General features: G+C 46.0%; 11 protein-coding genes. 7 read left to right on the forward strand and 4 right to left on the reverse strand.

What is annotated here, in order from left to right; genetic code table 11:
* The first annotated feature begins 187 nt into the window (after nucleotides 1-187).
* Both BMZ72_RS29285 and BMZ72_RS36855 read left to right on the forward strand, forming a co-directional pair.
* Nucleotides 188-370, forward strand: a complete 183-nt coding sequence (locus BMZ72_RS29285) for a hypothetical protein (RefSeq protein ID WP_089813847.1) — start codon at nucleotides 188-190, stop codon at nucleotides 368-370.
* 258 nt (nucleotides 371-628) lie between these two features.
* Nucleotides 629-886: a hypothetical protein gene (locus BMZ72_RS36855; protein WP_218155298.1), complete on the forward strand. Its 258-nt coding sequence runs from the start codon at nucleotides 629-631 to the stop codon at nucleotides 884-886.
* Nucleotides 887-958: 72 nt separating this feature from the next.
* Here the strand turns inward: BMZ72_RS36855 and BMZ72_RS29295 are convergent, their stop codons facing one another.
* Nucleotides 959-1,432, reverse strand: coding sequence for a VOC family protein (locus BMZ72_RS29295; protein WP_089813851.1), 474 nt, complete (start codon nucleotides 1,430-1,432; stop codon nucleotides 959-961).
* Between the two features lie 156 nt (nucleotides 1,433-1,588).
* Here BMZ72_RS29295 and BMZ72_RS29300 point away from each other — a divergent pair, with 156 nt between their 5' ends.
* Nucleotides 1,589-2,665, forward strand: coding sequence for a WD40 repeat domain-containing protein (locus tag BMZ72_RS29300; protein WP_089813854.1), 1,077 nt, complete (start codon nucleotides 1,589-1,591; stop codon nucleotides 2,663-2,665).
* Here BMZ72_RS29300 and BMZ72_RS29305 read toward each other — a convergent pair.
* Both BMZ72_RS29305 and BMZ72_RS29310 read right to left on the reverse strand, forming a co-directional pair.
* On the reverse strand, nucleotides 2,662-3,231 hold the full coding sequence (locus tag BMZ72_RS29305; protein ID WP_089813856.1) for an SMI1/KNR4 family protein: 570 nt from the start codon (nucleotides 3,229-3,231) through the stop codon (nucleotides 2,662-2,664). The genes BMZ72_RS29300 and BMZ72_RS29305 overlap by 4 nt on opposite strands.
* Before the next feature lie 10 nt (nucleotides 3,232-3,241).
* Complete coding sequence (locus tag BMZ72_RS29310; protein WP_177222971.1) at nucleotides 3,242-7,321, reverse strand: hybrid sensor histidine kinase/response regulator transcription factor; 4,080 nt, start codon at nucleotides 7,319-7,321, stop codon at nucleotides 3,242-3,244.
* A gap of 427 nt (nucleotides 7,322-7,748) precedes the next feature.
* Here BMZ72_RS29310 and BMZ72_RS29315 point away from each other — a divergent pair, with 427 nt between their 5' ends.
* From BMZ72_RS29315 to BMZ72_RS29330, 4 genes are all read left to right on the forward strand, one after another.
* On the forward strand, nucleotides 7,749-10,238 hold the full coding sequence (locus BMZ72_RS29315; protein ID WP_255373323.1) for a glycoside hydrolase family 95 protein: 2,490 nt from the start codon (nucleotides 7,749-7,751) through the stop codon (nucleotides 10,236-10,238).
* Nucleotides 10,239-10,262: 24 nt separating this feature from the next.
* Entirely contained in the window at nucleotides 10,263-11,138 is an 876-nt protein-coding gene (locus tag BMZ72_RS29320; protein WP_089813860.1) for an ATP-grasp domain-containing protein, read from the forward strand.
* Nucleotides 11,139-11,206: 68 nt separating this feature from the next.
* Entirely contained in the window at nucleotides 11,207-11,842 is a 636-nt protein-coding gene (locus BMZ72_RS29325) for a hypothetical protein (RefSeq protein WP_143087816.1), read from the forward strand.
* Nucleotides 11,843-11,853: 11 nt separating this feature from the next.
* Entirely contained in the window at nucleotides 11,854-12,399 is a 546-nt protein-coding gene (locus tag BMZ72_RS29330; protein ID WP_089813864.1) for a DUF4269 domain-containing protein, read from the forward strand.
* A gap of 73 nt (nucleotides 12,400-12,472) precedes the next feature.
* Here BMZ72_RS29330 and BMZ72_RS29335 read toward each other — a convergent pair whose 3' ends face one another.
* Entirely contained in the window at nucleotides 12,473-12,919 is a 447-nt protein-coding gene (locus tag BMZ72_RS29335; protein ID WP_089813866.1) for a MarR family winged helix-turn-helix transcriptional regulator, read from the reverse strand.
* Nucleotides 12,920-12,930 lie beyond the last annotated feature (11 nt).

Genomic DNA, 12,930 nt, shown 5'->3' on the forward strand with positions numbered 1-12,930 from the left:
GGTAGGAGGTGGTCCGGGTGATTTTCTTTTCATGTAGGTAATTTAATTAGTTCTTATTTATCTCCAACATGTAAAGTCAATTCTGAATCAATACAGTGTCATATTGAGAAAATGCGTTATTTAACCTGACATTAACGATAACAGATTGGAGTGTCGGTATATTTATAGGGATAAAAAATATGTTCAAATGAATGATGATATTAAAACGTACTATACACTTGACGACATCGGTTTTATTGGTATGCAGAATAAAAGTCAGTCTCCAGCAAGCAGAAAGTATCATGCGCGTAAAACAGCAAAAATCTTCAAAGCGATAAAGGAAGGTACCTTTGTTGAGCCTTCCCAGCGCCGAAAAAAATCCGATAAATAGTGATTTTAAAACTTATATTTCGATCCTGCTGGCATTGCTGGCAGGATTTTTTTATTAGTCAGGACAGTCATGATAATTTCCTTCGATTTAGACGACACTCTTATACCCGGAAGAATACAATTCCCACTCGAACGACAATTTCCATGGCACAAACTGATCAGCCGGGAGCGTTTGAGGAAGGGTAGTATTTTGTTAATCCGCCAGTTGAAACAGGAGGGGTGTAAAGTATATGTGTATACCACCTCTTTACGGTCACCGATGTATATCAGATGCCTTTTCCTGTCATATGGTATATGGCTGGACAAGGTTATTAATAAGACCGTGCATGACAGAGTATTGGGCAAACAGGGGCAGGAGGTATCGAAATTACCGGGAGCTTTTAATATTGATTTGCATGTGGATGATTCTTCCGGGGTGGAGATGGAAGGGGTGAAGTATAATTTTGCGACAGTTATTATAGGCGAGGAGGAGGATTGGATGGAAAAGGTGAGAGAAAAATTAAGAATTAAAAATTAAGGATTAAGAATTGTTTTGCCTGAAGGGAGGACAATTCTTAATCCTTAATTCTTAATCCTTAATTCTTAATTATCAATTCCCATTGGCAGCTGCTTCCATCGCAGCAATATCCAGTTTCTCCATCTGCATCATCGCCATTGTCGCGCGTTTTGCTCTGCCCGGGTCTTTATCCTGCATCAGTTCCTGCAAGCCCTTTGGCACCACCTGCCAGGAGAGCCCGAATTTATCTCTGCACCAGCCGCACTTATCGATACTGCCGCCGGCTGTTAATGCATCCCACAGTGTATCTACTTCCGCCTGCGTTTCACATTGAATGAACATTGACACGGCCGGTGTGAACGAATAGTGAGGACCGCCATTGAGGGCGATAAACTCCTGACCATCCAGGGTAAACTCCACCGTCATCACCTTTCCTTCCTGACCAGGTACACCTGGCGGATAACGGCTGACCTTTCCGATCGAGGAATTCTTAAATAAAGAGGTGTATAGTTTTGCAGCCTCTTCCGCCTGATCATTGTACCACAGGAAAGGAGTGATCTTTTGCATAACAAATGTTTTTGGGTGTTTTGATGTCACAAACTTACACTGTGTCCGGCATTCGCAGGCGGTGTGAAGAGGACTTCCTGAAGGGGGATTTGGGACGGGCGATGGGATGGTTTGTATTCCCGGTAAATTCCGGTATTTTGCAATATGCCTCAAACTATGGGAAGTACATTTACACGCATTGCACTCAGTATACACCGGCGTCTGGCGCTGGAAGCAAATCCGGTCAGTATTGCAGAACTGGCAGATGGTGGGTATATCCTCAACTTCAATAAAGACCCGAAGGTCCTGCGACTGGATAAAGACCTGCAACAGGTTTGGCAGAAAGACCTGCAGGCGCAAACGAGCGATTATGTGAACTGTGTTATCACGGCTAGTCCTACGGGGCGGCAGATGGCGCTCTCGTGTATGGAAACCATCCGTATACTGGATATGGAGGGCAATCTGGAGTGGATCTTTCCGCATGATGGCTGGGAGAAATTCCTGGGATCATCGTGTACCTTCTCGAATGATGGCGCATTGATCTGGTTTATTGTACCGGCCAGTTCGGCATTGGAGAATGATATCCTCTATGTGGTGAGCATGACAGATAATAAGGTACAGGATACCTGGATGATGGAGGGAAACCAGGAGTATAATTATGTGATCCATGCTGCGCCGGATAAGAATGGTGTACTCATTGAGGCTGCCGCCGGACAGGATAGTAATATGTTGTACCAGGCTGCACTGACGGAAGGAAAAATAGTGGTACAGGAACTAAAGCAGTGTGATGACAGGATCATGGGGAATTTTGCGCCGGATGGACATGAGTTTGTCACTGCTCCGCATTACGAGGATGGAATCACTATTTACAGCTACCCCGACGTCAGCGAAATAGCTACCCTTGGAGAGGAGGAACTATTCGCAGAAAGAAATGAATATCCATCCGAAGAAGATACCGATAGTCTCGAGTATGTCGTACAATATATCAGCAATAAAACTCTGCTGGCATTTTCCCGTTTTGGCAGATTGCTGCTGATAGACAGAAAGACCATGCAGTGTACCGGGGAATTAATGCCGGAAGGCTGTGAGATCAGGGCCTATGATATGGCGGGACGGCCCACAAAAGACCCGCGCCAGATCGTAGATTACGCCGGTGAAATCGTTACGGTGTGTGTGAATAAACAGCGACAGCTGCTGGTGACGCATAATGCAGGAGAAGTAAGACTGTATAACCTGCCGGATGAACTGTTTTAACGTTTACCTGGCTCTCCGGCAAAATTGCCTTTTGGATAACCATCCGGGGCTTTTACTTCAAAGTATTCATCGAAATCTTTCTTGTCTGTAGTCGCGTACAGCTGATTAATTGAATTAATAAAAGCGGTCAGGTCCGGGGCAATTGTGTCACGGTCATTATCCGCATGCCAGAACTCTATCAGTTGTCCTTTGATGCCGGTAAATACACCCGCTGTATCGTAACAGATATAATCGCCGCCACCGTTGTCCCATATGGGTATCCAGGCCGGATGCCACCAGTTTTCCATTTCAAAGTCGGTACCTATCATGCCTGTCAGTTCGCTGGCGGAGTCCAGGGCATGTTGCAGGGAGAGGAACATAGCATTATTGACAAAGGCCTCGTAGCTGTCTGCCTGTTGTCCGTTCTTCCATTGATACAAAGCACGGAGATCAGCAGGGAGTGTCACATTGTATGTTTGCTCGAGTGCCGCAATGGCTGCTGCTGATAGCCCGGGTTGTAAGGTTGCATAATAGTCTGCCCGTTTGGTACGAAGGTGTTCGTCAAGTTTGTTCAGGAATGCCTGCATAAGTTCCGTTTTAATTGTTCTTATAAGCTGAAGGCAAGACGCCGTATTCAAGTTTGAAATACTTTGCAAAGTACTTAGGATTATTGAATCCTACTTCATAGGCCACTTCGGCTACTGTCAGCTGACTTTTACCCAGCAACTGCGCGGCCCTTTTCAGGCGGATGGACCGGATAAATTCAAGCGGCGTTTTACCGGTAATAGACAGTAGTTTTTTATAGGCAGATACACGGCTCATATGGAGTCCGCGGCTGAGTTCTTCCACAGAGAAATCAGGATTGGAAATGTTCTTCTCCACGATCTGTAAAGCCTGTTGCAGGAAGAGCTCATCCTGTGAAGAAATGGCTATTTCTTCCGGATGTGCATCAATGTGCTGGCGGAAGGTCTTTTTCAAAGATACCTGCTGGGAGACGATGTTGCGGATCCGGGACAACAACACTTCATAGTTGAATGGTTTGGTGATATAGTCTGTAGCTCCGTTATCCAGTGCTTCCAGCTGATCTTCTTCTGAAGCACGGGCGGTAAGCAGTATGACCGGCAGGTGTGCGAGCCGCTGGTTTTGTCTTATCCGGCGACAAAGCTCCAGTCCGTCCATTTCAGGCATATTCACATCGCTGACAATGAGATTGGGTACGGTATTTTGCAGGATGTCCCAGCCCAATTTACCATTGGCGGCATCGATGATATGAAAATGGACACCAAGGTTGTCTTTAAGATAGAACCTGAAGTCTTCGCTGTCTTCAATCAGGAGCAGGACCGGTTTCCTGCCTGTGTAAGCTGCAGGCGCCGGATCTGCAGGTGCCGGGGCAGATAAGATATTGGTGCTGACAGGCGCCGTTACCAGCGGCAGACCAACAAGCCCTCTTACCGGCAACAGGATCGTAAAGGTACTACCCATACCAGGGGCGCTGTCTACGGTGATGGTACCACCATGTAGTTTGACAAACTCCCGGGTAATGCTCAGACCAATACCGCTGCCCTGATTCAACAGAGAGCCGGGAATATCATGCTGGAAGAAACGTTCGAAGATGCGTTCCTGCTGTTCCAGCGGAATACCGATACCATTGTCTTTTACGATAATCGCCAGGGTTGATCCGTGTTGCACCTGTACATCCACAGAAATATTTCCCTGCTCCGGTGTGAACTTGAATGCATTGCTCAGCAGGTTAAAAATGATCTTCTCGATCTTATCCGGATCATACAACATGTTCAATTCCCTTATGCTGCTATGAAAGTCCAGGTGAATCTGTTTCTTTTCTGACAGGTCGGAGAAGGAAGTGGTCAGGTCTTTTACGAATGCTACGATATCGCCTTCACTGGTGTGTAATTTGATTTCCTGTACTTCCATTTTACGGAAATCCAGGAGCTGGTTCACCAGGTTAAGCAGGCGGCGGGCGTTGCGTTGTACGAGTACCAGTTGTTGCTGAATATTGGCTTCCACTCCTTTGCCGAGTATCTTTTCCAGCGGCGTAATGATCAGACTGAGGGGTGTTCTGAACTCATGACTGATATTCGTGAAGAAACGGATCTTTAGTGCATCCAGTTCGTGAATACGCTGTGCTTCCTGTTTTTCCTGTTCTATACGTGACCGCAGTCTTTCTCTTTCCAGTACAACCCTTCTGGCCAGTATCAGTGCACCGATGATCAGCAGGATATACAGGAAGAATGCCAGTGGTGTGCGCCAGAAAGGAGGGAGGATGGTGATATGTAATTCCAGTGGCGCAGGCGTCCAGATACCGTCATTATTGGAGGCGCGTACGCGGAAGGTGTATTCACCAGGATCGAGGTTCGTATAAGTCGCTTTACGCACGCTGCCATCCGTTGTTAACCATTCATTGTTGAAACCCTCCAGCATGTAGGCATACTGATTCTTCTCCGGATGAAAATAGTTTAGTGCTGCGAAGGAAATAGAGAATACGTTCTCCCGGTATTTCAGGGTGATTTCCTGTGTGCGGGTAATGGCCTGTTGCAATAGTATGCGACCGTTGAAATGTTCACCGGGTTCCATGCTTTTGTTAAAGACCTGGAAGTCGGTCAGCACGACCGGCGGTACAGTGGTATTGACGGCAATGTTATGCGGATTGAAGATATTAAAGCCATTACCACCGCCGAAGATAAACTCTCCCCTGCTTGTTTTCAGGGCAGCGTTTTCATTGAATTCACGGCCCTGTAAACCATCAGATTCATCGTATTGTTTACAGCTGATCTGATAGACAGGGGAACGTTGTAAGAGGGTAAGATTGACAATGCCGTTGGCAGTGCTCATCCAGAGGGTGCTGTCACGGTCTTCCAGGATGTTCAGGACGGTATTATCCGGCAAACCATCCTCTTTGCGCAGGATGCTGATCTTTTTAGTGGCGGGATCGTAGACATTCAGTCCTTCCCGGGTACCGATCCATATGAGGCCTCGTTTGTCTTCATACAAACAGATGACGTTACGGTTGCTGATGCCACCGGCTTGTTTATCGATGCTCTCATAATGCGTGAATTTGCCGGCATTGTTCATGACGTCCAGGCCATCGGCAGTACCGATCCATATATTCCCTGCTTTATCTTCCAGTAGTGCAGATACATAAGGGGAACGGATGGAATTAGGCGCACCATTGGCATAGTGTTTAAAATGGCCGGTAGTTCTGTCGAGGATATTGAGTCCGCCGCCAAGCGTGCCCACCCAGAGTCTTTGTTTGCTGTCTTCGAAGATCTCCCAGACACTGTTATCACTCAGACTGTTTGGATCAGCTGCATCGTGTTTATAATGTGTAAAGCGGTTCCCGTCGAAACAATCCAGTCCACCGAAATAAGAACCTATCCATAGTTTCTGCTGACGATCTATCCACAGACTGACAATGACATTACCGCTTGGAGAGTTGGGATTACCGGCATCATGGAGATATTGTTTGTAGATATTGCGGCTGCGGTCGTAGTAGATCAGTCCACCGCCATTGGTACCGATCCACAGATTGCCATGAGCATCTTCCGCGAAGCGGTTCACATCATCATAGGGCAGACTAGTGGCGGTAAATGCTTCGTGTTGATATAAAGGAAACTTAACGATGTTCTCATGGTAATAGCAAATACCTTTCTTGTAAGTGCCAATCCATATAATACCGGTGTTGTCACGATAGAGTGCGTTGATACTATTTTGACTCAGGCTTTTAGGATTTTCACTATTGTTGACCAGGTATTGAATACTTTGTTTTGCTTTATCGATGATGTTAATGCCACCGTGGTCGGTACCGATCCATATAAGTCCCTGATTATCCTGTACGACACCCCGTACGATGTTGTTATTGAGGCGGAGTGTACCGGTGTTCTGGTTGTAGTGAGTGAATACAGTAGTATGCTGGTTATAATAATAGACGCCCTGTACATCCGAGTTGCTGAAGATCCAGAGATCGCCATCGCTATCGGCCATCATCTGATAGTCCTGCTGACTGTTGCGACCGTTCTGTTCAGGCAGGGTGGTCCGCCAGGTGATCTGGCGGGTGCGCGCATCTATTTTTTGTAGTAATCCATCTGCCTGCAGTATCCAGATGTTGTCATTATTGTCTTGTGCAATCGCAGCAACGGTGCTGGTTTTCGGTTGCATAATCCTTTTAGCAGAATGTGTATCTGGCGTATAGATAAATAGTCCATTCTTGGGGACAACGAACCAGTAAGCACCACTTTTATCTTTCATGATCTGCCCCACTGAATCGCCGGGAATCCCGTAATGCCGGAGGGTTTTATGGATATCACGTTCGAATTGACCAGTTTCCGGATGATAGATGTTCTGTCCGTTGCGGTTAGTTATCCAGAGCAGTCCGTCAGGACCTTCCATGAGACTGGTAATAAAGTTGTCGGAAAGTGTAGTGGAGTCGCTGAGTATCTGGCGGAAGACCTTAAAGTTATATCCATCAAAACGATTGAGTCCTGACATGGTACCGAACCACATAAAGCCCTGACTATCTTTGAGAATGCAATTCACCTGGTTAGCAGAAAGTCCCTGGGTTAAATCTATCCTGCTTAGCTGGTATTGCGAAGAAGTGCTTTGTCCCCTTAACAGCGTAGGTAAGTATACCAGCAGGAAAAGAATGAGTAGTCTTTTGTTCACTTGTGTAATAACGCGGATTTGTCTGCAAATAAATGTCTATGCTACAATATAGACCCTCTGTTGTAAATAAAAAAAGAAAGGTCGAAAGAATTCGACCTTTGTGCTAAAATTCCACGTTATGGTACTCAGGTCCATAAAAAGTTTAGCGTATATATGCTGTAATATTATTTTAACTAAAGCTGATGAAATTATGTCTGATGTGCGCTGTTGATTCCTTGTCTGGCCTGCTTTTCACCGGTATTTGTTCACTTCTCACTAACCAGGGTCAACGCTGTTTGTAACCGATAAAATATGATTACAAAGCAAATGTAATGCCCCGCTGAGTGATAACCAAGGTTTTATTTGCTTTTTTTGCGCAATCGTTTGCATCCTGCCCTTAAAAAGGCTAAACTTGCTTATTAATATATTTTTTTTATTCTTCACGGATATGAAAAGAACAGGTCTCTCTTTAATGCTGATCATCGCCTTCGGAGCGGGGCGATCACACGCACAGCAAACGAATAACAAGTTAAAGCTTTGGTATGAGGAACCGGCAGTAGAATGGTCACAGGCGCTTCCATTAGGGAACGGACGTGTGGGAGCAATGGTGTTTGGAGGAACAAGTGAGGAACTGATCCAGCTGAATGAAGCCACTTTATGGTCGGGCGGTCCGGTCAGTAAGCAGGTGAATCCGGCGGCAGCGTCTTATCTGCCTGCAGTACGCGCTGCCTTATTCAGTGAAAAGTATCATGAGGCGGATAGTCTGCTGCGTAAAATGCAGGGCGCTTATTCGCAGTCATTCCTGCCATTGGGTGATATACGTATCCATCAGCAACTGAAGGATACAATGATATCGCAGTATAAGCGTGATCTGGATATAGCGAACGCGAAATCGATTACGCAGTTTGTGAGCGGTGGAGTAACCTATACACGCGAAATGTTTATCTCTGCACCAGACCAGGTGATCGTCATCAGACTGCGCGCCAGTAAAAAAGGTGCGTTGCAGTTTAAAGCCGATCCGTCCAGTCAGTTGCATTATCAGAATACCGTTATTGGTACAAAGGAAATCGTAACGCGTGGTAAAGCGCCTTCGCAGGTAGACCCGAGTTATGTGAATTATAACGCCGAGCCTATTCAGTATGAAGCGGCCGGTAGTTGTAAGGGGATGCGTTATGAACTGCGGATGCGGGCGATCAGTCCGGATGGTACCGTGACTACTGATGCAACGGGTATTACCGTGAAGAATGCTACGGAAGCAATCTTATTGCTGACTGCGGCTACCAGCTTTAATGGTTTTGATAAGTGCCCGGATAGTGAAGGACTGGATGAGAAAGCGATTGCCGGCGGACAAATGAAAAAAGCGGCAGCATTGTCTTACGCTAATCTGCTGCAACGTCACGTGCAGGATTATCATAAATATTTTAACAGGGTTAGTCTGAACCTGGCTGGTGATGATCAGTCAGCAGAACCGACAGATGAAAGACTGCGCCGGTATACTGCGGGCGGAAAGGATCAGGCGCTGGAAAGTCTTTATTTTCAGTTTGGCCGTTATCTGCTGATCTCCTGTTCCCGTACACCATCGGCGCCTGCGAACCTGCAGGGTATCTGGAACAAGGAGCTGCGTGCTCCCTGGAGTTCAAACTATACGATCAATATCAATACACAGATGAACTACTGGCCTGCGGAGGTTTGTAATCTGATGGAGATGCAACAGCCTTTATACCAGTTGCTGAAAGAACTGTCTGTGACCGGTGCTGCTACCGCAGGAGAGTTTTATAATACAAGAGGATGGGTCGCACACCACAACACGGATATCTGGGCAATTGCCAATCCGGTAGGTGATAAAGGTAAAGGTGATCCGCAGTGGGCCAACTGGATGATGGGGGGCAACTGGCTGTGTCAGTTCCTCTGGCAGCATTACTGCTATACTGGTGGTGAAAAGTTCCTGAGAGACACGGCTTATCCGATCATGAAATCAGCAGCACTTTTTAGTCTGGATTTCCTGGTGAAAGATCCGGCTTCCGGTTACCTGGTGACTGCACCAGCTACTTCTCCGGAGAATAAATTTCTGCTGGCCAATGGTACACAGGAATCTGTTTCCATTGCCAGTACCATGGACATGACCATTATCCGCGAGTTGTTCAATAACGTGATCAAGGCAGGAGAAGTACTGAAAGTGGATAATGGTCTGCGTGACTCCCTACAGGTAGCTGCAGATCGTCTTTATCCGTTTAAGATAGGGAAAGATGGTAGTTTACAGGAATGGTACAAAGACTGGCCATCCGGAGAAACAGAGCATCGTCATATTTCACATCTGTATGCTTTGTTCCCTGGCGATCAGATCTCACCTTCCACTACACCTGAACTGGCGAATGCGACCAAACGTACCCTGGAGATCAGGGGAGATGGAGGTACCGGATGGAGTAAGGCGTGGAAGATCAATACCTGGGCCAGACTGGAAGATGGTAATCATGCCTATAAACTGTTACGCGAATTGCTGACATTAACCGGAAAGGGCTCTGTAGATATGCATAATGCAGGCGGTACTTATGCGAACCTGTTTTGTGCGCATCCGCCATTCCAGATAGATGGTAACTTTGGCGGTACTTCTGGTATTGCACAGATGTTACTGAACGGACAATCGAACATGATCCGTTTGTTGCCTGCTTTACCGGATGCATGGGCAACCGGTGAAGTAAAAGGTTTACTGGCATATGGTGGTCATACCATCGATATGAGCTGGAAAGCAGGTAAACTTGTGCGTGTAACGATCTATGCGAAGAAAGCAGGCACCTGTTATCTGCTGGCAAAGAACAGGCTGAAAGCCGGAGCAAATGCACAGTTGGCGCCAATGAAACCAAAAGACCCGTCAGCAGGTTATCCTTATGCGCTGAAAACAACAGCAGGAGGTGTATATACATTGCTGGCAGCAGAATAACAACAGAAAGAAAAAGAGAAAAGTATGCCGGATAAGAAATTAGCGCTCATCTGTGAAGATCCAGCCAATCTGTTTGATATGGCGAAGACAGAAGACCGCCGTCTGCTGGAAACATTGCAGGCAGCAGGATGGGATGCAGAAAAGAAAGACTGGAAAGACAGTCAGACTGACTGGACAAGTTATGAGCTGGTGATACTGAAGTCGCCGTACGACTATCACAACAGACTGGATGAATTCAGGGCATGGTTGCACAAACTGGCAGCAGCGGGCGTACAATTACTGAACCCTGTTGAGACGGTGTTATGGAATGCCGATAAACATTATCTGCAGGAGATCGCAGCAGCAGGTTTTGATATTATTCCTTCTGTATTCCTGGAGAAGGATACAGTAACTGATCTGGCATCCCTGTTTGAGCGACTGGGTACAGATAAGATCATTGTAAAGCCCTGTGTGAGCGGAGGCTCCAAGAATACCTTTACACTGGTACGTGGCGAGACGGTGCTGGAGGAACATCCGCTGCAACAATTGTTGCCGAAGGAGGCGTTTATTGCCCAGCCATTTATGAGAGAGATCCAGGAGGGAGAATGGTCGATGCTTTTCTTTGGAGGAGCATACAGTCATACGATCGTGAAGAAACCTAAAGCTGGTGATTTCAGGGTACAGCCACAATATGGTGCGACCATTCATTCAGCTACGCCGGATAGTGCGGTGATTGAGAAAGCGACTGCCCTGGTACGCCGTTTTGCCGGCGGTGCATTGTATACAAGAGTAGACGGTGTACTGGTGGATGGCAAGCTTGCGCTGATGGAACTGGAACTGATAGAGCCGTTGTTGTATACCGTGTTTGATGAGCAGAGTTTTGAACGGTATATAGAAGCATTAGATAAAGTGAAGAAATAATTATTGATATTCAATTAGTGAAAGCACTCCGCCGCAACGGAGTGCTTTCGTATTAAACCTTTATCCCTATGTCACGTGTTTTGCTACACCCCATAAAACTATTGGTAGCTGCCTTGCTGATCGCCATCGCAATCGTTGCCTGTGAGCATAAAACCCCCGCTTCCCGGCAGGCAGTCATTGAAAAAATTGAGAAAGATACCATGCTCCCTGCAGCGGTAAAACTTTCTCCTGTTGCAGCTGACAAAGACGATGATTTTGTGACTCCATCTCTGCAGGAAATAGTAGATACCTTCAAAGCGATGTACAACAATCATATCATGATCGATACTTCATTTTTCCGTGGAAAGGATCAGTTTCATGTAGTGTATGAATATCGTTGTCTGAGAGACAGCGGTGTCGTAGTGCCGGAGAAATTCGTATCAATGTATGGTATGCAACAATTTGTTACGCATCATTTCAAGTCAGACATTGCGGTGTATAAGAACGGGAAGACCATTGCAGCTACTGATATTTACAATGATATGTTTAATATTGATGAAGAGAGGAGAGCATGTGCGGTTTTATTCACGCCGCAGATCACTTTCAATCTTGATCATGTACTGATCAGTCATAGTTTAAGTATTCCATTAACGGATATAGGGGAGCAGGTATTGGTCAGGGTATATTATAATGGTAACGTTAGCGCAGAACCCAGTTATGATTAACCTGCGTATATATGGGTATGAATAGCGGTATCGACTTTTTTAATATTGACTATCTGCAACATGGTAATGCTGTGCAGCGGGAAGTCTATGAAGTGTTAATAGACACGGCTGTTTTGCAGTTATTATCTGCATATGACCCGGTGCTGGCAGGAACGATTCCCATTGCTGTAGATATACCCGGTAGTGATCTGGATATCCTTTGTTCGTTTAAAGCGCAGGAAGTGTTTAAGCAGGATATGATCACGCGCTTTGGTGAGGCTGCCGGATTCAGTATAAAAGAGTTTGAAATATACGGTCAGGCGTGTGTGGTTGTTAATTTTGAGAAGGCTGGTTATGCATTTGAGATCTTTGCACAGCAGTTACCGGTACGGGAGCAGATGGGATACCGGCATATGGTGATCGAGCATCGTTTACTCCTGGAACATGGAGATAGTTTACGACAGGAGGTGATCCGGTTGAAGAAGGAAGGATACAAAACAGAGCCTGCATTTTGTTTGTGTTTAGGGATAGAAGGAAATCCCTATCTGGAATTACTGAAGCTGGAAGCGAAGCAATAAGGTTTTATAAAATAAAGCGGGCTGCATATATGAAGTATGCAGCCCGCTTTATTTTAAGACAATATAAAAACGTTTATTTTTTCAGATTCTCATTCATCTTTTGCACCAGTGCTACTGCCTTTTCAAGATCAGCTACTTTGATGCCATTGGTGGCCTGCTCATAGATCTCATCCACCCATGGATGCAGGGTTTGTTTCATATGCTTACCGTTTTCTGTAAGGTAGATGAGTTTATTCCGCCGGTCATTTTCATCCTCTTTTCTTTCAACAAGATCGCGCTTTGTGAGACTGTCAATAAGATAGGTGATACTGGATTTATCCTTTATCAGGATATCGGCGATCTCCTGCTGATTGATACCATCTTTTCTGTACAATACGCCAAGTATTTCCAGGAGTTCGACTGATACATCTATATTGTTCTCCTTGATCCTTACCTGTAAGTGCTGGCGCATATAGTTTCGCATTTCCATCAGTGCCCTGCTCAGATCACGCGCCAGTTCCAGTGTTTGTTCCATAGCCATAGTGCAATATA

The organism is Chitinophaga sp. YR627 (genome assembly GCF_900114995.1).
Classification (GTDB): domain Bacteria; phylum Bacteroidota; class Bacteroidia; order Chitinophagales; family Chitinophagaceae; genus Chitinophaga.

Bases quoted from the DNA above. Each gene is read 5' to 3' on its own strand.
- BMZ72_RS29315 (WP_255373323.1), top strand. From the start codon at position 7,749: ATGAAAAGAACAGGTCTCTCTTTAATGCTGATCATCGCCTTCGGAGCG.
- BMZ72_RS29285 (WP_089813847.1), top strand. From the start codon at position 188: ATGAATGATGATATTAAAACGTACTATACACTTGACGACATCGGTTTT.
- BMZ72_RS29300 (WP_089813854.1), top strand. From the start codon at position 1,589: ATGGGAAGTACATTTACACGCATTGCACTCAGTATACACCGGCGTCTG.
- BMZ72_RS29305 (WP_089813856.1), bottom strand. From the start codon at position 3,231: ATGCAGGCATTCCTGAACAAACTTGACGAACACCTTCGTACCAAACGG.
- BMZ72_RS36855 (WP_218155298.1), top strand. From the start codon at position 629: ATGTATATCAGATGCCTTTTCCTGTCATATGGTATATGGCTGGACAAG.
- BMZ72_RS29330 (WP_089813864.1), top strand. From the start codon at position 11,854: ATGGGTATGAATAGCGGTATCGACTTTTTTAATATTGACTATCTGCAA.
- BMZ72_RS29335 (WP_089813866.1), bottom strand. From the start codon at position 12,919: ATGGCTATGGAACAAACACTGGAACTGGCGCGTGATCTGAGCAGGGCA.
- BMZ72_RS29295 (WP_089813851.1), bottom strand. From the start codon at position 1,432: ATGCAAAAGATCACTCCTTTCCTGTGGTACAATGATCAGGCGGAAGAG.
- BMZ72_RS29320 (WP_089813860.1), top strand. From the start codon at position 10,263: ATGCCGGATAAGAAATTAGCGCTCATCTGTGAAGATCCAGCCAATCTG.
- BMZ72_RS29325 (WP_143087816.1), top strand. From the start codon at position 11,207: ATGTCACGTGTTTTGCTACACCCCATAAAACTATTGGTAGCTGCCTTG.